Source organism: Aestuarium zhoushanense (genome assembly GCF_056431045.1).
Genome location: NZ_JBWKMA010000003.1, coordinates 1 through 20173 on the forward strand (window position 1 = coordinate 1; position 20173 = coordinate 20173).

General features: G+C 54.3%; 20 protein-coding genes. 10 read left to right on the forward strand and 10 right to left on the reverse strand.

The window, feature by feature from the left end; translation table 11 throughout:
* Window positions 1–134 precede the first annotated feature (134 nt).
* Window positions 135–1793 carry an amidohydrolase gene (locus AC07ED_RS01975; protein WP_105235948.1) on the reverse strand — a complete coding sequence of 553 codons (1659 nt, stop codon included), beginning with the start codon at window positions 1791–1793 and terminating at the stop codon, window positions 135–137.
* 171 nt (window positions 1794–1964) lie between these two features.
* Here AC07ED_RS01975 and AC07ED_RS01980 point away from each other — a divergent pair, with 171 nt between their 5' ends.
* Together AC07ED_RS01980 and AC07ED_RS01985 are read left to right on the forward strand one after the other, a co-directional pair.
* A complete protein-coding gene (locus tag AC07ED_RS01980; RefSeq protein WP_105235947.1) occupies window positions 1965–3644 on the forward strand; it encodes a type I secretion system permease/ATPase in 1680 nt (559 codons plus the stop codon).
* The gene (locus tag AC07ED_RS01985; RefSeq protein ID WP_105235946.1) at window positions 3641–4888 is read left to right on the forward strand and encodes an HlyD family type I secretion periplasmic adaptor subunit; all 1248 of its coding nucleotides are present in this window, start codon (window positions 3641–3643) and stop codon (window positions 4886–4888) included. The genes AC07ED_RS01980 and AC07ED_RS01985 overlap by 4 nt, the downstream gene beginning before the upstream one ends.
* A 277-nt stretch (window positions 4889–5165) precedes the next feature.
* Here AC07ED_RS01985 and AC07ED_RS01990 read toward each other — a convergent pair whose 3' ends face one another.
* The 3 genes from AC07ED_RS01990 to AC07ED_RS02000 all read right to left on the reverse strand — a co-directional run bounded on the left by AC07ED_RS01990 (window position 5166) and on the right by AC07ED_RS02000 (window position 7116).
* Complete coding sequence (locus AC07ED_RS01990) at window positions 5166–5930, reverse strand: Gfo/Idh/MocA family protein (protein ID WP_211096409.1); 765 nt, start codon at window positions 5928–5930, stop codon at window positions 5166–5168.
* Between the two features lie 72 nt (window positions 5931–6002).
* A complete protein-coding gene (aroQ, locus tag AC07ED_RS01995; RefSeq protein ID WP_105235945.1) occupies window positions 6003–6437 on the reverse strand; it encodes a type II 3-dehydroquinate dehydratase in 435 nt (144 codons plus the stop codon).
* A gap of 10 nt (window positions 6438–6447) precedes the next feature.
* Window positions 6448–7116, reverse strand: coding sequence for a GntR family transcriptional regulator (locus AC07ED_RS02000; RefSeq protein WP_105235944.1), 669 nt, complete (start codon window positions 7114–7116; stop codon window positions 6448–6450).
* Window positions 7117–7239: 123 nt separating this feature from the next.
* Between AC07ED_RS02000 and AC07ED_RS02005 the strand changes: the two genes are divergently transcribed.
* Window positions 7240–7887, forward strand: a complete 648-nt coding sequence (locus tag AC07ED_RS02005; RefSeq protein WP_105235943.1) for a GntR family transcriptional regulator — start codon at window positions 7240–7242, stop codon at window positions 7885–7887.
* 543 nt (window positions 7888–8430) lie between these two features.
* On the opposite strand, the gene AC07ED_RS02010 is transcribed toward AC07ED_RS02005, so the two are convergent.
* Window positions 8431–9363, reverse strand: coding sequence for an MYG1 family protein (locus AC07ED_RS02010; protein WP_105235942.1), 933 nt, complete (start codon window positions 9361–9363; stop codon window positions 8431–8433).
* Between the two features lie 400 nt (window positions 9364–9763).
* On the opposite strand from AC07ED_RS02010, the gene AC07ED_RS02015 reads away from it, so the two are divergent.
* The 3 genes from AC07ED_RS02015 (at window position 9764) to AC07ED_RS02025 (ending at window position 12753) form a co-directional block, all read left to right on the forward strand.
* Window positions 9764–10774 (forward strand): glycine betaine ABC transporter substrate-binding protein, encoded by a 1011-nt coding sequence (locus tag AC07ED_RS02015; protein WP_245918082.1) that lies wholly within the window; start codon window positions 9764–9766, stop codon window positions 10772–10774.
* An 82-nt stretch (window positions 10775–10856) separates the two neighbouring features.
* On the forward strand, window positions 10857–11747 hold the full coding sequence (locus tag AC07ED_RS02020) for an ABC transporter permease (protein WP_105235941.1): 891 nt from the start codon (window positions 10857–10859) through the stop codon (window positions 11745–11747).
* A complete protein-coding gene (locus AC07ED_RS02025; protein ID WP_105235940.1) occupies window positions 11740–12753 on the forward strand; it encodes a quaternary amine ABC transporter ATP-binding protein in 1014 nt (337 codons plus the stop codon). Before AC07ED_RS02020 ends, AC07ED_RS02025 begins: the two co-directional genes overlap by 8 nt.
* A 220-nt stretch (window positions 12754–12973) precedes the next feature.
* On the opposite strand, the gene AC07ED_RS02030 is transcribed toward AC07ED_RS02025, so the two are convergent.
* The 3 genes from AC07ED_RS02030 to AC07ED_RS02040 form a co-directional block, all read right to left on the reverse strand.
* Window positions 12974–13594 (reverse strand): cysteine hydrolase family protein, encoded by a 621-nt coding sequence (locus AC07ED_RS02030; RefSeq protein ID WP_105235939.1) that lies wholly within the window; start codon window positions 13592–13594, stop codon window positions 12974–12976.
* A complete protein-coding gene (locus tag AC07ED_RS02035; RefSeq protein ID WP_245918081.1) occupies window positions 13591–14037 on the reverse strand; it encodes a helix-turn-helix domain-containing protein in 447 nt (148 codons plus the stop codon). Before AC07ED_RS02035 ends, AC07ED_RS02030 begins: the two co-directional genes overlap by 4 nt.
* A 143-nt stretch (window positions 14038–14180) precedes the next feature.
* The gene (locus AC07ED_RS02040) at window positions 14181–15101 is read right to left on the reverse strand and encodes an AraC family transcriptional regulator (RefSeq protein ID WP_245918080.1); all 921 of its coding nucleotides are present in this window, start codon (window positions 15099–15101) and stop codon (window positions 14181–14183) included.
* Between the two features lie 20 nt (window positions 15102–15121).
* Between AC07ED_RS02040 and AC07ED_RS02045 the strand changes: the two genes are divergently transcribed.
* Window positions 15122–15478: a cupin domain-containing protein gene (locus tag AC07ED_RS02045; RefSeq protein ID WP_105235938.1), complete on the forward strand. Its 357-nt coding sequence runs from the start codon at window positions 15122–15124 to the stop codon at window positions 15476–15478.
* 94 nt (window positions 15479–15572) lie between these two features.
* Here the strand turns inward: AC07ED_RS02045 and AC07ED_RS02050 are convergent, their stop codons facing one another.
* The gene (locus AC07ED_RS02050) at window positions 15573–16685 is read right to left on the reverse strand and encodes a Gfo/Idh/MocA family protein (protein WP_105235937.1); all 1113 of its coding nucleotides are present in this window, start codon (window positions 16683–16685) and stop codon (window positions 15573–15575) included.
* Between the two features lie 9 nt (window positions 16686–16694).
* Entirely contained in the window at window positions 16695–17417 is a 723-nt protein-coding gene (locus AC07ED_RS02055) for a GntR family transcriptional regulator (protein ID WP_105235936.1), read from the reverse strand.
* Window positions 17418–17542: 125 nt separating this feature from the next.
* Here AC07ED_RS02055 and AC07ED_RS02060 point away from each other — a divergent pair, with 125 nt between their 5' ends.
* The 3 genes from AC07ED_RS02060 to AC07ED_RS02070 are packed head-to-tail and all read left to right on the forward strand — an operon-like array spanning window position 17543 to window position 20108.
* Entirely contained in the window at window positions 17543–18697 is a 1155-nt protein-coding gene (locus tag AC07ED_RS02060; protein WP_105235935.1) for an LLM class flavin-dependent oxidoreductase, read from the forward strand.
* A 2-nt stretch (window positions 18698–18699) separates the two neighbouring features.
* Window positions 18700–19590, forward strand: coding sequence for an aldo/keto reductase (locus AC07ED_RS02065; protein ID WP_105235934.1), 891 nt, complete (start codon window positions 18700–18702; stop codon window positions 19588–19590).
* Window positions 19587–20108, forward strand: a complete 522-nt coding sequence (locus tag AC07ED_RS02070; RefSeq protein WP_105235933.1) for a flavin reductase family protein — start codon at window positions 19587–19589, stop codon at window positions 20106–20108. The genes AC07ED_RS02065 and AC07ED_RS02070 overlap by 4 nt, the downstream gene beginning before the upstream one ends.
* The last annotated feature ends 65 nt before the right edge of the window (window positions 20109–20173 follow it).

The window sequence follows — 20173 nt, forward strand, 5'->3', positions numbered from 1 at the left end:
CAGCCCGGTAGCTCGTCAGGCTCATAACCTGAAGGTCGTAGGTTCAAATCCTACCCCCGCAACCAAAACTAATTCATTTACAATATCAGTACCTTGTAGACCCCAAAAAGGGGCTGTCGGCGTTTGGCAATAGTCTAAACGCCCCAAACAATCTGGCCGTCAACAATCGTGGTTCGTGCTTTGGCTTGATCGAGCACGTCGATTGGTAACTTTTCAAGATTGCTGTCCATAATCACGAGATCTGCAAGCATGCCAGCCTTCAGCATCCCTAGTCGATCCTCGTCGAAACCCGCATACGCGCCTCCTGCCGTATAGGCATGCAAGGCTTCGTGGAGCGTGCAAGTATTGTCGGGGCAATCATCTGACAGCTTTGGGCGCGTCATGGCCGCTTTTACGCTGCGCATAGGGTTAATATCGGTGATTGGCCAATCTGAGGAGAAGGCGATTGGTACGTTCGCTGCACGCAGGGCCTTGTCCGGGAAAGCATGTTTCAAGCGAGCTTCACCGACCATTGCGGCCCACGGGTCGCGTGGAAAGTCCATCGCTAGGGGAGGATGTGAAGGTTGGACGGATGCGATCACGCCAAGTTCGGCAAAACGGTGAAGTTCGTCAGGATGCATCACTTCGATATGCTCTACACGGTGGCGACTATCGCGCGGGCCGTTGGCTTTTCGAGCTGCTTCATACCCATCTAACGTCCGCTTGACGGCTGCATCACCTATGGAGTGCACGGAAATTTGCAGTCCTTGTTTGTCCGCCTCAATACAGATTTCGTTAAACCTCTCAGCAGTGTGCAGGGGTTCGCATGTGCTACCGTCAGTGAACGGTTCAAACATGAAGGCAGTGCCACTATCGATCACGCCATCCATAAACATTTTGATGCGTCCCGAACGGAGGCGGTCCGTGGAATATCGTTCGCGCATCTCGAGCGCGTCGCTAATCGATGAAACTGGTTTTTCAGGGGTGAGGTGAAATGGGACTTCGGTGCGGCAGATGAGTTCCCCGCGCCTCTCCAATTCCCTTAGCAATTCTAATTGATAGAAGTTCCCGTCCATATTGTGGAGCGAGGTAAAGCCAAACGAGGCGCAGTATTCGAGGCCTTTGCGTAGGGTGTCGAGGTCTTCCTCTCTTTCTTCCGCAGTCGGCGGTGTGGAGGGTTCTAAGCCAGCGAAGCCCAAATCCTCGCGTCCGCCAGAGGTTCGCAAGGCTAGGACGGGCGCATAGGCGAATTGTTCTCGCAACTCGCCGCTTGCCGTGCCATCGTCGGCCATGACGACTTCACATCCTACGGGCATTTTGGCGCCATATAGGATCCCAGCCTTTTCCAATGCGATTGTGTTTGCCCAAGCCGTATGATGGTCGCTGGACAGTAGAATAACGGGTCGGTCAGAGAGAGCCGCGTCCAAATCCTGTCGCGTAGTATGTTTCCCGTCACCGAACAGGTTGTAGTCCGCAGCCTTGCAGATCAGTAGACCTTCAGTCGGGTTAGCATCTGCATAGGCTCGCAGCCGAGGGGCTAGCTGATCCAGCCCCTTCACGCCCGTCAGTTGGAGGAGTTTCAAGCCATATCCGCCCCAAAAAAGGTGCATGTGTGCCTCAACCAGTCCAGGCAGAACAGTGCAACCTTGTGCGTCGATCCGCTTGGTTGTGTGGTCCGCCAATGGCACAATCGACGTGGCGTTGCCGACGGCGATGATACGATTGCCTTGAACTGCCAGTGCCTCTGCTCGGGGATTTTCTGGATCCATTGTGAGAATGGATGCGTTTTCGATAATCAAATCTGCAATCGGCATTTGGAAACCTGTTGCTAAGGGGTCGATCAAACACTCAGTGAGACGTGGTTTCCTGTCAATACGGCTAGAGCGAAGTGAATTGGGCGCCCTACTTTTCGGCATCGTAATTAATCAGATTTGAACCAAATCGATATTTGATTGGGCCAAGCCAGTCCAATCGCGGAGTGCTCTATGCACGTTTCGAAATCCCCCAATAACCTTCTAAGTCCGCTTTCTCTTTCTTGGCGTGCATTCGCTGTCGTTGGGCTTTTTAGTGCGGTCATCAATCTCTTGATGCTCACGGGCCCGCTGTTCATGCTTCAGGTCTATGACCGAGTATTGATCAGTCGATCGACGGCGACCTTGGGCGTTTTGTTTGCAATTGTCGTGTATTGCTATGTGCTGATGGGGCTGCTGGATATCTATCGTGGTCGCGTGCTCGCCCGCATTGGGGCGAAATTTCAGGCTTCTTTGGATCGCCGTGTTTACGATGCGGTGTTGATGCAGAACCAACCGAGCGAAGAGCTCCGTTCTGTGACGGTCGTCCGTGCGGCACTGGCCTCAGCCGGAACGGGTGCAATTTTTGATCTGCCTTGGGTGCCGATCTTTATCGGCGTCTTGTTCGTGTTCCACCCTGTGATGGGCGGCTTCGCTATATTTGGGGTTGGCGTTGTGTTCGTTTTTGCGCTGGTTAACCACAGCCTGACTGCCTCCCCCCAATCTCGAGAGGCTGCTGAGACATCGCGCGCTGACGCTCATGCCTTCGCAATTAGCGCGCATAATGAGACCGTTCGTGGGTTGGGGATGGCGTCAGTGTTGGGCGATATTTGGCAGGATTTCCGGATGCGGGCGCTTGGTGCCTCGCTGAAGGTTTCGGACGCTGGCGGGGCGGTCATCTCGCTCAGTCGTTCAGCGCGTATGATGATGCAGTCTGGTATGCTTTGCCTCGGGGCCCTTCTGGTCATTCAGGGCCATATTTCGGGCGGAGTGATGGTTGCGGGTTCTATCCTGCTTGGTCGAGCGCTTTCGCCTGTAGAGCAGGTTGTCGCTCATTGGCCCCATTTGCAGCGCGCTATTTCGGCGTGGAAATCTTTGGATCAGACGTTGTCGATGACCACGCAGCGCACAATGAGATTGCCCTTGCCTCGCCCAGCAGCACAGCTCGAAGTGGCCAATCTGGCGGTTGTCGTAGGACGCCAGAAACGGCCAACGCTCCAAGGTATATCGTTTAAGGCCAACGCTGGAGATGCGATCGCAGTGATTGGCCCATCAGCCGCAGGGAAATCAACCTTTGCCAAGGCGATCGTGGGGATATTGCCTATCGCCATCGGAGATGTGCGACTGGGAGGTGCTGCCTTGAGCCAGTATGATCCAGACCAATTGGGGCGCTATTTCGGTTACCTTCCCCAAGACGTCGCACTTTTCAACGGCACCATCTCACAGAACATCGCACGATTTACGCCAGATGCCGACCCACAAGCGATCATAGCAGCGGCCAAGGCTGCGTCGGCGCACGATGTGATCCTTGGGCTGCCCGATGGCTATGACACGGTCGTCGACCGCGGCGCGACTGAACTCTCTGGAGGACAGAAACAGCGGATTGGTCTCGCTCGTGCGCTCTTTGGTGATCCAGTTGCGCTCGTTTTGGATGAACCGAACGCACATCTGGACGATGTTGGGGTTCAGGCTTTGAACGATGCAATTTCGAATGCGCGGGACGCGGGAAAGGTTGTGGTCGTCATGGCCCATCGCCCCTCTGCCTTGGTGGAATGTAATAAGGTGATGATTTTGCGCGACGGTCAAATGCGCGCCTTTGGGCCACGTGATGCGGTGCTTCAGAAATTCGTCCAGCCGCAGGGTATTCCCGCATGACTATGATTGCTGATTTCTCTTCTGACAGGTCGATGAAACGCGGCATTCAGGTCATCCTGATTGGGCTAGTCGGTTTTTTAGTCTGGGCCGTTTCTGTCAAAATCGACGGCGCAGTGATTGCATCTGGCCATGTGGAGTACTCCCTTGGGCGACAGGTCGTGCAGCATCCTGATGGAGGTGTTGTTTCTCAAATCCACGTGCAAGATGGATTGGAAGTGCGCGCGGGCGATCCGATTGTGACACTCGATGGCATTGAACTGGTCGCCCAACGCTCTGTCATTCAGGCGCAATTGGCGACATTGCTGGCCCAAGCGGCACGATTGCGGGCAGAGGCAGTGGGGGCGGCTGCAGTTGATTTTGACGGTCTGCCTGTCGATGCCGAGCAAGACGCAATTTTTGCGGCGGGGCGAGCGGCTCAAGCGCAGGCACACTTGCAGCTCGCGCAACAGCAAGCGAAAGCAAATGCAATTGCGGCGGGGCGGGAGAGGCAGTTGACGGCGGTGCGCGCCCAGATCGCGCTCGTTCAGGATGAACTTGTTGCGCAGGCCGCCTTGCTGACTGTTGGGCTGACACAGGCCAATCGGGTCTCCGCTTTGCAACGTGAAAAGGCGCGGCTCGAAGCGCAAATTGCCGAAATAGAAATTGCGATAACCGAAGCGCGAGGTGCCGCCGACGGCTATGTTGCCGAAGGGCTTCGTTTGGAAGCAGCGACCAGAGATGCAGCATGGGCTGAATTAGCGACGACCTTGTCGAGGGTTGAGGAACTGCAAGAGCGCTTAGCGTTGATCGAGGCGCTCGTGGATCGCCTCGTCGTTCGGGCGCCCATCGACGGTATTGTCACTGCCCTACAAATCGAAACAATCGGCGGAGTAATTCGATCAGGTGCGGAAATCGCGACGATTTCTCCAATGGGCCAACCGCGCATAATCGGGGCGGAGGTTGATCCAACCCAAATTGATCGCGTCCATTTGGGGCAATCGGTACGAATTCGGTTTCCGACAGTTGCTGCAGTCGCCACGCCAGAGGTCAGTGGCACAGTTCGGTTGGTTGCTCCTGATACTGTCACCGACCAAATGTCAGGAAGGGCGACCTACCGCTTGGAGGTGGCGATAGACGACGACTTGTTCCCGCTTCCTTCAGGAGTGCCAGCCCAAGTGTTCCTGTCGACGGGGCCCCGCACTTTGGCGTCCTATTTAGTTAAACCAATTGCCGACTATTGGGCACTCGCTCTGCGAGAACGATAGCCTTATAAAGGCTCGCGATTTCGACTGTTTCCCCAGTTGCGGCGGACCTTTTGATAGCCGTGATCACTTCAACAGCCGCCAGACCGTCGGCGCCGCTAACCACGGGTTCTGCGGTGCCTGCGATAACCTCAGAAAAATGGGAAATTTGCAGAACTAGCGGGTCATCAAATTCGAAGATCGGTTTTGACGCCGAAATGGGGGACCACCAGCCGTTCGGCCCGTCGTGCGTCCAAACAGCGAGGTTCGGAAGGGCAAGCGACCCTTTAGTTCCACCGAGCTAATAGCAGTTTTCACTAGTCGCGGGATAATGCGCATTCTCTCGTGCGGTGAGTTCCCAACTCCACGGTGCCGTTGTCGCGTCGCTCACGTTGACAGTGCCTAAAACGCCACTTTCAAATTTCAGCAGAACGACAGCGGTTTCTTCGACCTCGTTCCTACGAACCGCATTGGATTCCATCGCATGGACAGAGGTAATCGGACCGCTTAGGGCGTGAAGCAGATCAATGTCGTGGATCAGGTTCAGGTAAACCGGGCCAGCGCCCGCCTTGCGGCGCCAATCGACGTCAAAATAGTGATCAGGTTTGAGGAACCACGTTTGCGCTTGAACGGTGGTGATGTGACCGAGTTTGCCACTTTGAACGATTTCAACAGCCTTTCGTATCAACGGGTTATAGCGCCGATGATGGCCTGTCAAAAGCGGAACGCCTGCGGCTTTGGCGGCGGCAAGCACCCTGCGTCCTTCAACTAAATCCGTTGTGAAGGGCTTTTCGACAATAGCGGGAATGCCCGCCTCAACGCATTGCATTGCAGTGACGCCATGAACGGTGTTCGGAACGGCTAGCACAACTCCATCAACCTCGCCCGCTGCAAAAAGAGCCGCAAGATCGGGATGCCACCTGACGCCCAAGCTACTGGCGAATGCTTTGCCTTCGTCTGTTGGGTCCACAATTGCGCAGAGTGTGGCAGCGGGGGACAGTTGCACTGCTTCCGCATGGCGACGTCCGATCAAACCTGCGCCGGCGACTGCAATTCTTTTGGTCATGGCGGCCTTTAATTTACTCAAATTACAATGACAACGCGGCGCTGGGTTTCCTCTAGCGCCGCGTTTTTTGTTTTAGATCAGTGTTGCAACATGGCTGGTTGCAAGTGTGTAGCCGTTGATCCCGAAGCCAGCCATCACAGCGTCAGCGCGCATGCTGACATACGAATGGTGGCGGAAGGACTCGCGTTTGTGCACTTGGCTAATGTGGACTTCGATGACGGGACCTTCGAACGTGTTCAGCGCGTCGAGAACCGCGATGGAGTAGTGGGTCAGCGCACCTGGGTTGATGATGATCGCTGCCGCTTGTTCGCGGGCTTCGTGGATCCAGTCGACGATCTGACCTTCGTAGTTAGATTGCAGCAGCTTCACGGCAAAGCCAGCAGCGGTCGCCACGGCAGAGCAGTTTGCTTCGACATCGTCCAAGGTGTCGCGACCGTAAATTTCCGGCTGCCGTTTGCCCAATAGGTTTAGGTTCGGACCGTTCAGAATGTAGACGGTTTTGGACATGGTGTTCTCCTCACTTGAAATCTTTGTCGCGTTTTTCGAATAGAGCGCTTAGGTCATTGCCCGTGCGTTCGATATGTCGGGCGAGCAGGGTTGGGCCGAGTTCCGCATCTCGGGCGAGAGCTGCGTCAGCAATCGCGGCGTGTTCGCCAGCCATGTCCCGTCCCGCTCCATCATAGTTCAGGATGTTTGCGTATCGTTTGTGGAGATTGCCAAGCATGACGCACAAATCGCGTAGCATCGGCATCGCACATCCACGAATCAAACTTGCGTGGAACAGGTCGTGTGCGGCCGTCTGATTGGTCCCCGTGGTATTATTCATGTGGTGGATCGCAGCTGGAATTTTACTTTCCCACTCAAGCGTTCCTATCGCTATCGCATGTTTAAGAGCGAGAGCTTCGAGGTCCGCACGTAGACGAGTGATCTCCAGCAGGTTAGCCATGCCAAGAGGGACAATCCTGAACCCCTTTTTGTCTTCAAATTCAACGAGCCGATCAGCAACTAATCTGGAAATCGCTTCTCGGATCGGTGACAGAGATACACCGTATTCTTCGCGGAGGTGATCAAGGTTCACCTTCGCGCCGGGCCTCATTTTGCCCGCAATAATAGCGTCGCGTATCTCGTTTGAGACGCGGCTTGCACGGGTTAGTTTGGACGGGTCTTGAAGCGTATCGAGGAGCATTTTCTTGCCTTTAGTTAGACCTGATCATTGGTATATAATCGATTTAGGTCAAGTCTGTTGCACTTCCCAATTACCTGTTTATCCTCCATTCGTCTGAGGAGAGACCTAAGGTCGGGGGTTATCATGAGCAAACTTGGGGACGATATTTACCGCGTAATGCGTCACGACATCGTTTTTGGTCGCTTGGATGCTAATTCGAAAATTCGGCTTTCTCACCTCAAGGCAACTTATGGCGCGTCGATCCCGACGCTGCGCGAAATTCTGAACCGTCTTGTGTCTGAAGGCTTTGTTGTGGCCGAAGGAAAGCGCGGTCACATTGTGGCGCCCATCTCCAAAGAGGGCCTCAAGGAAATCGCGGACCTTCGCATTCTATTGGAGTGCTACGCTCTTCGGCAGTCACTGGCGGAAGGGACTACTGATTGGGAGGCGCATGTTATTTCGGCGCATTACAAGCTGTCCCAGATGGAAAAGCGTATGCAGTCAGGTGATGACAGTGCGCGGGAAGCATGGAAGCAATACGACTGGGAGTTCCATCAGGCGCTGATTTCTGCCTGTGGTTCGACCGAATTGCTGCAAGTCCACGGCATCGTTTTCGACAAATACCTCCGCTACCAAATGCGCCTTTTGACATTCCGTGGCGATGTCGCGAGCGCTGAACATAAGGCCTTGCTTGATGCCGCGCTGAATAGAGATGCCGACACGGCAGAATCCGTTTTGCGCGCTCATATCAACGGCGGTGTGGCGCATAGCCTCCAAATTTTCGCAAAGTGAGCCGATGGTTTTAGTGCGGCGCTTGAGATTCGATAATCGATTATTTTGTCAGAATAAGATTTATAAAGAATTTACATACAAAGTGAATATCGCCTGTTGATTTAGATTTTTTATCTGTCAGCATCCTCCCGATGCTTCATCTGCCTACATAGAAGCACTGGCATATAAACGGAGGAGATATTATGCCCCTTACTCTCGCATAAGACAAAGTTCGGATGCGTCTTTCGACTGTTATGTCCGTCGCCGACCAGCGCGCTGTCGCTGGCACTTCCGATCTTTGAAAACTATTTCGCCGATCAGAATGCACGTGGGTCTCTAAACGGGGAAATTACTCGCTTCAAGACAGCTAACATCCTGTATTACGAGGACGAAAAAGGGGCCTACTATCAGCTCTATAGCCGACCCTACGGCAATGGGTTCTTCTTTGAGATCATCCAGCGCACTGGTGACTATGCGGGCTATGGCGCACCAAACGCATCCTACCGGACTGCCGCGTTGAAACGGCTCGCCCGCGATATTCACATCCCCAAAGTGTGAGGCGGATTAGAGGCCGATTGTCTTCTCGGCCTCTGCTACTGCGAGGGCAGCCATTTTTTGAATGGCCTCATAACTGTTGGCCACGGCGATAAAGCGTGCGTTGTGGCAGAACTTCGCGCCTTTGACACCTGACGCGAGTTCGAGCGCTTCATCCGTCAATCCAGCCCAAGCGGCGGGTAGGTCGGCGCGTTGGTCAAAGGTGTCACCCGACAGTTTGATCCCGTTGATCGCCCAATCGTCATCGCGTGGATGGATCACAAAGAGCAAGTGATCAGCCCCCGCTTTCTCGACGGCTGATCGATATGGCATCCCCATTGGCAGTTCGAGCACCTTTGAAGTCCCCGCTTTTTCTATCGCGTCACGGACCATCGCTTCGGCTCGGTATTTTGCGACGACATTCTGGATGCGGGCTTCGACAAAGGCGCGTGCGATGGGAAGGGCCGATCGGAATGCATCATCGTCTGCTGTTGGGGATCGGTCGTCGAATACGGGCTTCAGGCTTTCGAGGAGCACAGGAAGCGTAAGGCCCGAGAGCGGCCCCGCAACCGAAGGCGCGACGGCACCGTTGTCCAAAAGGTCGATGGGCAGGACGAAATTCTTATCAAAGCTGGCGAACACGTCCTCGATCATCGTGTCGGGAACATTCATTGCCGCGAGGTAGTCGCGCCCATACTGTGCCCAAATCAGACCGAACGAGCTATAAGGCTGGCCGTCGTCGCGCAATGGGTTCGGGCGCTGATGGTGGTCAAAGATCTGCGCGACAGCGTCATAGTCGCGGCCCACATCGTAGATGATTTTCGACGGGGCAGGGGTGATCCACGTTTCATCACGGCTCCGCACCAGTTCGGCTTGTGGGTACAAGCGGGTCAGGATGACAGACGACAGAAGCTCGTCGGCATGAAAGCCGCCGGAGTGCGTAACGAGGTGGGTGATGGTCATGGATATGGGCTCTTGCAAAGGAACCCTCGGATACACCGAAAAACGACATCACTTCCATGGTCTATTTTCTGCGACGGCGTTCTAAGCAAAAAACACCCGAACCAAACGCCGATGAACTGTCGGTCCATGGAGGGTATTTAGCTGCAGAAGGTGCAGCCGCTGTCCTGCCAATATCGCTATAGTAAGGGGCAATTCTGCTCGAGGGCATTTGGGTAACACTCTCCCTCCAGTGTTGGCTGAACAAGTTCATTTGGGAATGCCAGTTTACATACGGTCCAGCGTATGTTCTGTTTGCGACATGCGTGGTCGTATTTTTGCATCTGCAGCATTTCGACTTCGTCTCAAGAGGGGCCGTAACGGCGACCCTTCAAAATGAAATATGACCAGGGAGACTGGACCGTTGAAATTCAAGACACTTAGCACAATCGCTGCCATCGGACTCACCGCGGGCTTTGCAAATGCAGCAATGGCCGAAGAATGTGGCTCGCTGACTATGGCCGAAATGGACTGGGCTTCGGCCGAGTTCATGGCAAACGTCGATAAAATCGTTCTCGAAGCGGGCTACGGCTGCGATGTCGAACTCATCCCGGGTGCAACAACGACTACTTTTGCATCTATGAATGAAAAGGGTCAGCCTGACGTAGCTGGCGAACTCTGGATCAATGCTGTTCGGGATCCGCTGGCCGCTGCAATGGCAGAAGGGCGTCTGCATTCCGTCAATGGCGGCCCGATTGACGGGCTCGGCGAAGGTTGGTGGGTCGATCCTAAATTCGCAGCTGATCACCCTGAAATTACCACTGTCGAGCAACTCCTCGAACACCCAGAGTTCTTCCCTTACGCCGAAGATGAATCGCTCGGTGCGTTCATGGGTTGCCCTGCGGGTTGGGGTTGCCAGCTGTCGAACGCCAGCCTGTTCCGCGCCTTTGACATGGAAGAAAAAGGCTGGACATTGGTTGATCCGGGTTCCGCAGCTGGCCTTGACGGGTCCATCGCCAAAGCGGTTGAGCGCGGTGAATATTGGTTTGGCTACTACTGGGCGCCGACTGCGGTGATCGGCAAATACCAGCTTCAGATGCTGGACTGGGAAACCCCGTGGGGTGGTTCTGAAAACTGGGACGGCTGTATCGTGAAGCCCGAACAGGAGTGCCTCGATCCGCAGCCGACGTCCTACACCCAGTCCGAAGTGCACTCGGTCATCACCGATCGCCTGATGAAAGAGGGCGGCTTGGCTGTTGATTACCTCGGCACACGGGTGTTCCCAGGTGAGGTCATGAACGCCATGCTCGTTTACATGACCGAAAATCAGGCCACTGGCGAGGATGCGGCCTACCACTTCTTCGAAGAATACGAAGACCTGTGGAGCGGTTGGGTCAGCGCCGAAGCTGCCGAAGGCATCAAGTCTGAACTTTGATCACTGAATAGACGAAAACATGCGGGGGGCCTGTGCCCCCCGTTTCCCATTCATGGGTATAATTTGGGACTAAGGACACAGAATGGAATTCTTGCTGGAATTTCCCGCACTTGGCCGCCGCACATTGAGCGGCATGAAACAGGCGGTTGATGAGACGTTCAAAGCGTTCTCTCGCGCGTATGGCGAAGCACTCGAAAACTTTTTCGACCCGCTTCTGCAATTTCTAATTTGGCTGGAAAAGCTGCTCTTGGCGGCACCGTGGCCGATCATTCTGTTGATCGTCGGTGGCCTGTCGTGGCTGGGTTCACGGTCGTGGAAGGTGACGATCGGAGCCGTCGCAGCCTTTGTCGTCATCGGCATTTTCGACATGTGGGAAGACACGATGGCCACGCTCGCGATCATCTCGGTCGCGACGCTGGTGTGCATCGTGGTTGGGATTCCGCTGGGCGTCCTAATGTCCCGATCTGACCGCACACAAGGCATCATCACGCCCATCCTTGATGTGATGCAGACCATCCCGTCATTCGTTTATCTGATCCCCGTCGTGATGCTCTTGGGCATCGGCAAGGTTCCTGGCCTTTTGGCTGTCTGCATCTATGCACTGCCGCCAATCGTTCGCCTGACAAATCTCGGAATTCGTTTGGTGGACAAAGACGTGCTCGAAGCGGCCGATGCGTTCGGCGCGTCACCGCGGCAAAAACTGCTGGGTGTTCAAGTCCCGCTGGCCCTGCCAAACATTTTTGCTGGCATCAACCAGACCATCATGATGGCACTGTCGATGGTTGTGATTGCCTCGATGATTGGTGTCAAAGGCCTCGGCGTGCCTGTGCTGCGCGCAATCTCGAACCAATACCTCGCGCTGGGCCTGATGAACGGCCTCGCCATCGTTGCATTGGCTATCATCTTTGACCGCGTCACGCAGAGCTACGGCAAACGTCTACAGGCATATCGACAGGGGCACGGCAATGACTGAGACCAAAGTCAGCATTAAAAATCTTTACAAAATCTTCGGCAAATCGCCCGAAAAAATGTTGCCGCTGGTCCAAAAAGGATTGTCCAAATCGGACCTTCTGGATCAGCACAACCACGTTCTTGGGATCGACAACGTGTCGCTCGAAATCCCTGAAAAGCAAATTCAGGTGGTGATGGGGCTTTCGGGATCGGGGAAATCCACCCTGATCCGACACATCAATCGATTGATTGAACCCACGGGCGGGGAAATCCTGATCGACGGCGAAGACGTTTTGGCGATGTCCGACACCCAACTGCGCGACCTGCGTCGGAAAAAGACGTCGATGGTTTTCCAGAAATTTGGGCTTTTGCCGCACCGTCGAATTGGCGAAAACGTGGCCTATGGTCTGAACATTCAAGGCGTCCCCGAAGACGAAGCGACCAAACGTGCCCGTCACTGGATCGACCGTGTTGGATTGACTGGCTACGAGGACCATTACCCAGGGCAGCTATCAGGCGGCATGCAACAGCGTGTAGGTCTGGCCCGAGCATTGGCGACGGACGCAGAAATCCTCCTGATGGACGAAGCCTTCAGCGCGCTCGACCCACTGATCCGTTTTGACATGCAGTCGATCCTTCTCGAACTTCAGGAAGAACTGCACAAGACGATCATCTTCATCACTCACGATCTGGATGAGGCACTCCGCCTTGGTGAAAACATTGCCATTCTTCGGGACGGATCAATGATCCAGCAGGGTGACGCGCAGGAAATTGTGCTCAAACCTGCGGACGACTACATCGCCGACTTCACCAAGGATATTAACCGCGCAAAGGTCATCCAACTGCGTGCCTTGGCGAAACCAGTGGCGAGCTTTGATGGGCCAACCTTGCGTGGCGCGACGGTGTTGGACGAAGCACTATCCCCCCTTGCGCAAGCACCAGATCAAACGGTTGGCGTGGTGAACAGGGCTGGCGAATTGCTCGGCGCTGTCACACTGACTGACGCAATTGAGGCGCTGCACGGTTAATTCAGTGGCCCTAAGGGGTCCCATCAGCGGTCCGATAAAGCGCTAAACCCCAGATTGTATTGATATTTATCAAGTAGTCTGGGGGTGCTATCTGTCGCTACATGGCAACCGGCCCTTCGCGGCCATTCGCTGGGTTGGACTGACTGTGGGGTCACTTCTCCAGAGCGGGTCAGTAGAGCGGGCAGTTCCTTCTGGCCACCTTCTAAGAACTAGTGCCCGCTCACGAAAAGACGACACCGGCCGACGACATCCGCTTTTCTGAAACTTCCGTAGGTCCAACTGCTAGAGTTCCATGCTTAATGACGGTGACGTCATAGCCTCTGTTTCTGGCGGCCAGCGCTGTTTTTTGCACACAATAGTTTAAATCCAGACCAACGAGACGCAGCGAGCCGACGTTAAGACGCTCTAAAAGAGCATCAAGTTCGCCTGTTTCAAATGCATCCTGCAAACGTTTTACAATCACATGTTCAGGACACGACGCGAATGGCCTCGCGAGTTCTGTCCCTAAACTGCCTTCTAGCGCCGCGCCTTTCATCGTGAGCTTCGCCAAGAATTTTGTTGAAGGGATCGACCATTCCTGACGGACCGCAATAACGGGATGGTTCTGGGCCCGAGCCGCTGCGACCTCCTCAAGAATGACGGCGGCAGCAGATTGCTTTGAAGTGTCCGAATAGGGGCCGCGATCCCAGAAAACGGATTGAAGATCAATAAGCAGAAGGGCTGATCCGCTACGTCGCCCTATGGGTTCCCCGACACTGACTGAGCCAATGCGTCTTATGCCATTGCCGAGCCAAAGTATGAGGAGAAGGACCGCAAAACCGATGATATACCCAACTGTCATTTTCGTTCTCCGGTCCGTTTTTTCAAACCGTCCACCACAGAAAGTATAACCTTAAGTGCGGTTGCAATATCTTCCGTGCTGAGGTCTTCGCTCATTTCCTGCATGATCTGCATCTCTTTAGAAAGGATATCTTCGATGAGCGCGTTGCCCTGATTGGTCAACGTCAGGATAGGCGAACGCTTGTGGCGGGGATTTGGACGTTGCTCAGTGAAACCCGATGCCAGCGTTTCGTTGCACATGATTTGGACGTATTGCCGCTGGATCTCGAGCCTTGCCGCAAGTTCCGGCACGGTCTGCTCTCCGTACTTGTGCAGTATTTCGAGAACGGCGCGCATACGGACGGTAAGGTTGGTGCCAGTCAAGCCATTTTCAACGCAGCCTTCCGCAGCTTGCATCAAGGGGCGTGACATCCAAATCAGTTGGTGGAGCTGTTCTGCTTTCATATTGACATTATGCATGTCATTTTGACAAGTGCAATGTCAAAATCGGGCAGGACCGACGTGGTGTATCGTATTGCATCGAACAACGTAGGCACAGGGCGGTCATGCGGCGGCCTTTGTGACGATCAAACGAAGGTCGGCTTTGATCAATTATTGGTTTTATGAACCAATCGTCGCCACTGACCCGGTGAAATCCCAAAGCCTGCTTTGAATTGACGCGTCATGTGCGCTTGATCAGAAAATCCTGCACGCAGAGCCGCTTGGATCAGAGGTACACCCGCTGCAATGTCACCACGCGCCTGATCTAGTCGGCGCATTGTCAGATACCGATACGGACTTGTTCCATAGGCTCTCCGAAACTGGCGCGACAGCGCATACCTGTCCAAACCAGTGATTTTTTCTAGCTCCTCCGATTGAACAGCCTCACTGAGGTTACTTTCCAAGTATTCTTTGGCGCGACGGGTGGCGTTAAAGTCGATCAAAGACCGGGTCGTTCGACGAGCGGATGCATCATTCGCAAGCAACCCATCCGCCAGTAACACTGTCAATTCGTCCATCGCGACTGTTTCAAGAGACCTGTCCATATCGGTAAACGCGGCATGGATAGCTCGCATCAAAAGCGGATCAGTTAGAACAGCGTCACGCAGAAACGGAAGTGCACTTGCGCGCTCCGCCAAGGCGTCGCGCACCAACGAAGGTTCGACGTATAGCATTCGATAGTGAAAGCCAGCTTCTGTCCCCGCCTCGCCCGTATGAATTTCGTCGGGATGAAGAACAATCACTTGGCCCGCGACACTGTCACTACGAGCACCGCGATAGTCAAAGCTTTGGACGCCCTTGATTGTGTAGCCAATCGAATAGGTATCATGGCGATGCGGGGCGTAGGCCTCGCCAGAGAAATAAGCCTCGATCCTCTGGATGCCAGTTTGCCAAGGAGCTGTCGCGACCCAATCCGTCGCGCACGATCGTTCAAGACCCGGCGTCAAGTCTTGTGATGTTATGTCCTTGGATCGTCGTTCGTTTTGGATGGAAAGTCCCTCACCAGCTTCGAAAGTATATTGGAACACCAATTAGAAGGAAATCGTCAATGAAATCAGTAAATCTCGCAGAGAAGTTATCTCAATTCTCAACGCATTGGGACCCGCATGTTGTCGCTGACTATAACGAAAACGAGATCATGGTCGTAAAGCTCATGGGTGAGTATCCATTCCACAAACACGACAACACAGATGACTTTTTCTATGTTCTGGAAGGTGAGATGCAGATGGATATCGAAGGGGAACCGTCGCGCACTGTAAAGGCGGGTGAATTGTTTGTCGTGCCGAAAGGCGTGGTTCATCGACCGAGGGCAGAATCCGAGGTGAAGGTACTTCTGATCGAACCAAAAGGGGAACCTAATTCAGGCGATTCAGATCGTGAAGCTGCGCCAAAAACTCGCATCTAAAACGTTGCGGCGGGATAGCCGACGTTCGTTCCCGCCGCAGCATACTGAAAATGCGGTCAGGTGATAGACCTGACCGCAATTCTCCAAGTGTAGGTTAAGTGCCCATGATTTCGGTCAGTGAAACAGTTCGATGTTCACGCATAGAAATTTGTGCTGCCATTCCCATCAAGACAGCCATTTTCCCGTCGTTCAAACTCACCTCCGGAGCGTCCCGTTCGCCACGGACGAGTTCAAGGAATTTCTGATGCTGGTAGAAGGTCGATCCGTTATGATCTCCAGCTTCTAGCAACGTCGGATCGACAGGTATTTCACGCAATTCAGGACCCTTTGGTGCACGAGGACTGACGATCAGTTGGGGGATCGGCGGCTCGCCCAAATGCTCGGGCCAGAACCGTCCGGGTCCCGGCACCAGCGCCTCTACTTTGCCAGCGGGTCCGACGGCGGAAATCTCTTCTTGATATCGCGCCCCTTCGGCGAACATGCAGAGTTCTAGCATTGCGCGCACGCCGTTGGCGAAATCGACAATCACATAGCCATTGTCGAGGATATCAGGCGTCTCACCTGCATAGGATTCCTCAAGGTGGTTTACTTCCTGACCACCTGACGCCATCACGCGGATCGGTTCAGACTGTATCGCGAGGCGCATCAGGTCAAAGAAGTGGCAGCATTTTTCGACGAACGTACCGCCTGTGTAGCGGTTAAAGCGGTTCCAATCCCCCACCTTTTCCAAGAACGGAAAACGGTGTTCGCGAATGGTTAGCATTTTTACTCCGCCAGTCGCGTCGTCCAAGCACTCCAGAAGTGCAGCGACTGGTGGCATGTAGCGATATTCCATCGCGACCCAAACTGGTGCGGGATAGGTTTCGATAAACGTATTGAGACGCGCAAGGTGGTCTGGGTCGGTGAAGAGAGGCTTTTCCACGAGGATTGGTACAGGCCGTTTCGCGCCAATCATCTCGAGCTGCTCGATATGACGGAAGTTTGGGCTTGCAATCAGAATACAATCGAGGTGCTCGGCCTCCAAAAGCGCGTCGATACTATCAACAAATTTGGCATCGGGTGCGAATTTCGCGGCCTCTGCTTGCATGCCTGTGTCAGGCTCAAAGATTACGGACACCTTCGTATCGGGCAAAAGCGCGATATTACGGAGGTGTTCCTGACCCATCATGCCGCAGCCGATGATGCCGTATTGCGTGGTGGTGGACATGTCCTCTCCCTATTTCAGGCGCTGCACGTAGCGCGCCGTTGTGTGGTCAAACCAAGTGCGTGAGAATTCGACGGTGCCGACTTGTTCGGAGTGGCTAAACCGTTCGATAAATCCGATGGGGGTGCCGATGGGCTTGGGAAATTCGTTCGGAGACCAATCGGGGACTGTATCCACACCGACCGAGTCTTCCGCTCTCGAAATCCAAAACCCAAGCTGCATCTTATAGTAGCGGTAGAGTGAGTCAGAGAGTTCAGTGGCCTTGATTCGACCCGCCGAGCCGTCCAGCCAAATCTCTTCGACAGCGATTGGTACACGATTGAGATACCTCAGTCGCCGAATGCGATTGGCACGATCGGACTTGCCGAATTCTGGTAGATCGTTCGGTTTCCTTAGGTCATCTACGGATAAAATCCGCGCAGTAGGAAGGCCGCCACCTGTCCGCAATTCGAGCCGGAACATAGAGTAGACGCTATCGACATTCTGGCTCGATCTGACATAGTTTCCCGAACCTTGGATGCGCTCGATCAGACCCTTATTTTCTAATATATCCAATGCCTTGCGGAGTGTTCGGACGGTGGTGAAATGCTCTTTGGCAAGCTCGCGTTCGGGCGGCAAACGGGTGCCGTCAATCAGGCGTCCGGACGCAATTTCGCGGATCAGCACTTCGCTGATCTGGACATAAATTGGCAGCCCGCTGGATGCCTCGCTCTTTGAGTAGATGGTCTGCGGCATTGTGTCCGATAAAAAATTGATACACCATTGATCCAGATCAAAGACACTGTTAGCGATAAAGAAAGTCAAGCGGTTTCTGAGGAGAGGGGCCGCATGACCGGAGCGCCAAAACAGGGGAGTTGGTCATGGGTGTTGTTCCCGTTACATCCGAAGATCTGGATGCAGTCGAAGTGTCGTGGTTCGCGGCGCTGTGTTCGGATGATTATCAATTCCTTGGCGTTCCGGATGGATCGCTTCGGTCTTCGTGGGCGCATTGTTCTGAAATCGTAAAAACCGCCGAAGAGCAGGGGTTCCGCAACATCCTGTGTCCGTCCTCCTATCAAGTCGGACAGGACACGCTGAGCTTTGTTGCGGGCTGTGCTCCGATCACGTCCAAGATCAATATGCTGGCCGCTGTGCGCTGCGGGGAAATGCAACCGATTATGCTCGCTCGCACGATTGCGACGCTTGATCACATGCTCGAAGGTCGTTTGACGGTAAACATCATTTCGTCGGACTTTCCTGGCGAAGTTGCGGATAGCAGCTATCGCTATCAGCGGTCCCGCGAAGTCGTTGAAATTCTCAAGCAGGCTTGGACCCAAGACGAAATCAATCACGCGGGCAACGTTTACAATTTCACGGGCATGACGACCGATCCGGTGCGTCCTTATCAAACCGGTGGCCCGCTTTTGTACTTCGGGGGCTACTCGCCTGATGCGCTCGAGCTATGTGGACAGCATTGTGATGTGTATCTGATGTGGCCCGAAAAAATGGAAGAACTCGAAGGACGTATGAAAGCCGTTCATGCGGTGGCTGACCGCTACGGCCGGACGCTCGACTACGGTCTGCGGGTGCATGTCATCGTGCGAGACACCGAAGCCGAGGCTCGCGAGTATGCTGATTACATCGTGTCAAAGCTGGATGACGATCAGGGCACAGCCATTCGCAATCGTGCGCAGGACGCGAAATCTCTAGGTGTGAGCCATCAGGCTAAGAACCGTGAAATCGCGGACGATCATGGCTACATCGAACAGAACCTCTGGACGGGTGTTGGTCGTGCCCGCTCAGGCTGCGGGGCAGCGATTGTCGGATCGACCGATCAGGTGCTGAGCAAGCTAGAAGCTTATCAAAAGATGGGCATCCGCGCGTTTGTTCTGTCGGGTTATCCGCATTTGGACGAAGCCAAACACTTCGGCTCGCGTGTTCTACCGCAGATGAAAACCTGTTCCCTTCCTCACGCCTATGGCCGCGTTCCAGCGTCAACCCCAGCAACCCCACTCGGAATTGGAGAACGCCGCTGATGATGCCGCGTGTTGATATCGCCCCTGACCTTACGTTTAGCCGCCTGATTTATGGCATGTGGCGTTTGGCTGATGATGCCGATACGTCGGTGAGCCACGTCGAGGCCAAGATACAGTCGTGCTTAGAGCAAGGGATCACCACGTTTGATCAGGCCGACATCTACGGTGGCTACACAGCCGAAGACGTCTTGGGCGCAGCCTTGCGCGCTAATCCTTCGCTACGTGATCAGATGGAGATTGTCACCAAATGCGATATCGTGGCGCCCGTTGGTCGCTACGCAAATGCTCCGGTCAAATACTATGATACGTCGCGTTCTCACATTCTGAAATCGGTTGATCTGTCGCTAAAAGCGATGGGGATCGATCATATCGACCTCTTGTTGATCCATCGTCCTGATCCTCTGATGGATCATCACGAAACGGGCATGGCGCTGGATGAAGTCGTAAAGAGCGGAAAGGTCCGCGCAGTTGGCGTGTCGAATTTCCGCCCTTGGGATTGGCAGTTACTGCAATCTGGAATGACGACACAGTTGGTGACGAACCAGATCGAGGTTTCTCTGTCTGCAATCTCGCCCTTTACGAACGGCGATGTAGCGTTCCACCAACAGCACGGTCAGCCGATCATGGCGTGGTCGCCTCTGGGTGGCGGGGCTTTGATGTCAGATGGTGGTCTTTTGGGGCAGCGTCTCGATGCGATCGCTTCTGCACAGGGTGTCGATCGCGCGGCGGTCGCCATCGCGTTCCTGTTGCGTCATCCCGCTAACATTTTGCCAGTCCTTGGCACGAATAATCTGGGACGGATTGCCACGATTTCAGAAGCTCTGAGGGTCGATTTGGATCGCCCGACTTGGTTCTCTCTCTACGAGGCGGCGTTGGGGCAGGAGGTTCCATGACCGAACTTTTGCCGACCAAAAACATCCAGCATTTCGTTCCAAGTGAGCAAACACAGCGTTCGTTGCGCGATGCCTTTGGGCGGTTCGCAACGGGTGTGACTGTCGTAACAGTCGGCACTGATGAGGGACCAATCGCGATCACTGCGAACAGTTTCGCTTCGGTCTCAATGGAGCCGCCATTGGTACTATGGTCTCCACAAAAGTCGTCGAAACGCTCGCAGTACTTTTTGAATGCAAAGTATTTCGCGATCCACATTCTGGCCGCGGATCAGGACGATCTGTGCTGGCGCGTCGCAAAAGACATGCATGCGCTGTCTGGACTTGATTTGGTCGAAAACTCCGAAGGTGTGCCTTTGATCGATGGCTGTCTTGCTCGGTTCGAGTGCAGTCAATACGCGGTTCATGACGGAGGAGATCATGACATAATTGTTGGAAGAGTGCTGCGCGCGGCCTTTGTGGAGGAAGGTGACGGGCTGGGCTTTTTCAAAGGGAAGATGAACCGGATTGTGACCCAATAGCCCGAGGAGGGGCGGGTATCCGGACAAAAGAGTGATGGGCGCGCAGTGTCCAGAGCAACCAAACG

Bases quoted from the DNA above. Each gene is read 5' to 3' on its own strand.
- AC07ED_RS02070 (WP_105235933.1), top strand. From the start codon at position 19,587: ATGACCGAACTTTTGCCGACCAAAAACATCCAGCATTTCGTTCCAAGT.
- AC07ED_RS02035 (WP_245918081.1), bottom strand. From the start codon at position 14,037: ATGAAAGCAGAACAGCTCCACCAACTGATTTGGATGTCACGCCCCTTG.
- AC07ED_RS01980 (WP_105235947.1), top strand. From the start codon at position 1,965: ATGCACGTTTCGAAATCCCCCAATAACCTTCTAAGTCCGCTTTCTCTT.
- AC07ED_RS02050 (WP_105235937.1), bottom strand. From the start codon at position 16,685: ATGTCCACCACCACGCAATACGGCATCATCGGCTGCGGCATGATGGGT.
- AC07ED_RS02055 (WP_105235936.1), bottom strand. From the start codon at position 17,417: ATGCCGCAGACCATCTACTCAAAGAGCGAGGCATCCAGCGGGCTGCCA.
- AC07ED_RS02000 (WP_105235944.1), bottom strand. From the start codon at position 7,116: ATGCTCCTCGATACGCTTCAAGACCCGTCCAAACTAACCCGTGCAAGC.
- AC07ED_RS01975 (WP_105235948.1), bottom strand. From the start codon at position 1,793: ATGCCGATTGCAGATTTGATTATCGAAAACGCATCCATTCTCACAATG.
- AC07ED_RS02065 (WP_105235934.1), top strand. From the start codon at position 18,700: ATGCCGCGTGTTGATATCGCCCCTGACCTTACGTTTAGCCGCCTGATT.
- AC07ED_RS02030 (WP_105235939.1), bottom strand. From the start codon at position 13,594: ATGACAGTTGGGTATATCATCGGTTTTGCGGTCCTTCTCCTCATACTT.
- AC07ED_RS02025 (WP_105235940.1), top strand. From the start codon at position 11,740: ATGACTGAGACCAAAGTCAGCATTAAAAATCTTTACAAAATCTTCGGC.
- AC07ED_RS02045 (WP_105235938.1), top strand. From the start codon at position 15,122: ATGAAATCAGTAAATCTCGCAGAGAAGTTATCTCAATTCTCAACGCAT.
- aroQ (WP_105235945.1), bottom strand. From the start codon at position 6,437: ATGTCCAAAACCGTCTACATTCTGAACGGTCCGAACCTAAACCTATTG.
- AC07ED_RS02060 (WP_105235935.1), top strand. From the start codon at position 17,543: ATGGGTGTTGTTCCCGTTACATCCGAAGATCTGGATGCAGTCGAAGTG.
- AC07ED_RS01990 (WP_211096409.1), bottom strand. From the start codon at position 5,930: ATGACCAAAAGAATTGCAGTCGCCGGCGCAGGTTTGATCGGACGTCGC.
- AC07ED_RS02020 (WP_105235941.1), top strand. From the start codon at position 10,857: ATGGAATTCTTGCTGGAATTTCCCGCACTTGGCCGCCGCACATTGAGC.
- AC07ED_RS01985 (WP_105235946.1), top strand. From the start codon at position 3,641: ATGACTATGATTGCTGATTTCTCTTCTGACAGGTCGATGAAACGCGGC.
- AC07ED_RS02010 (WP_105235942.1), bottom strand. From the start codon at position 9,363: ATGACCATCACCCACCTCGTTACGCACTCCGGCGGCTTTCATGCCGAC.
- AC07ED_RS02005 (WP_105235943.1), top strand. From the start codon at position 7,240: ATGAGCAAACTTGGGGACGATATTTACCGCGTAATGCGTCACGACATC.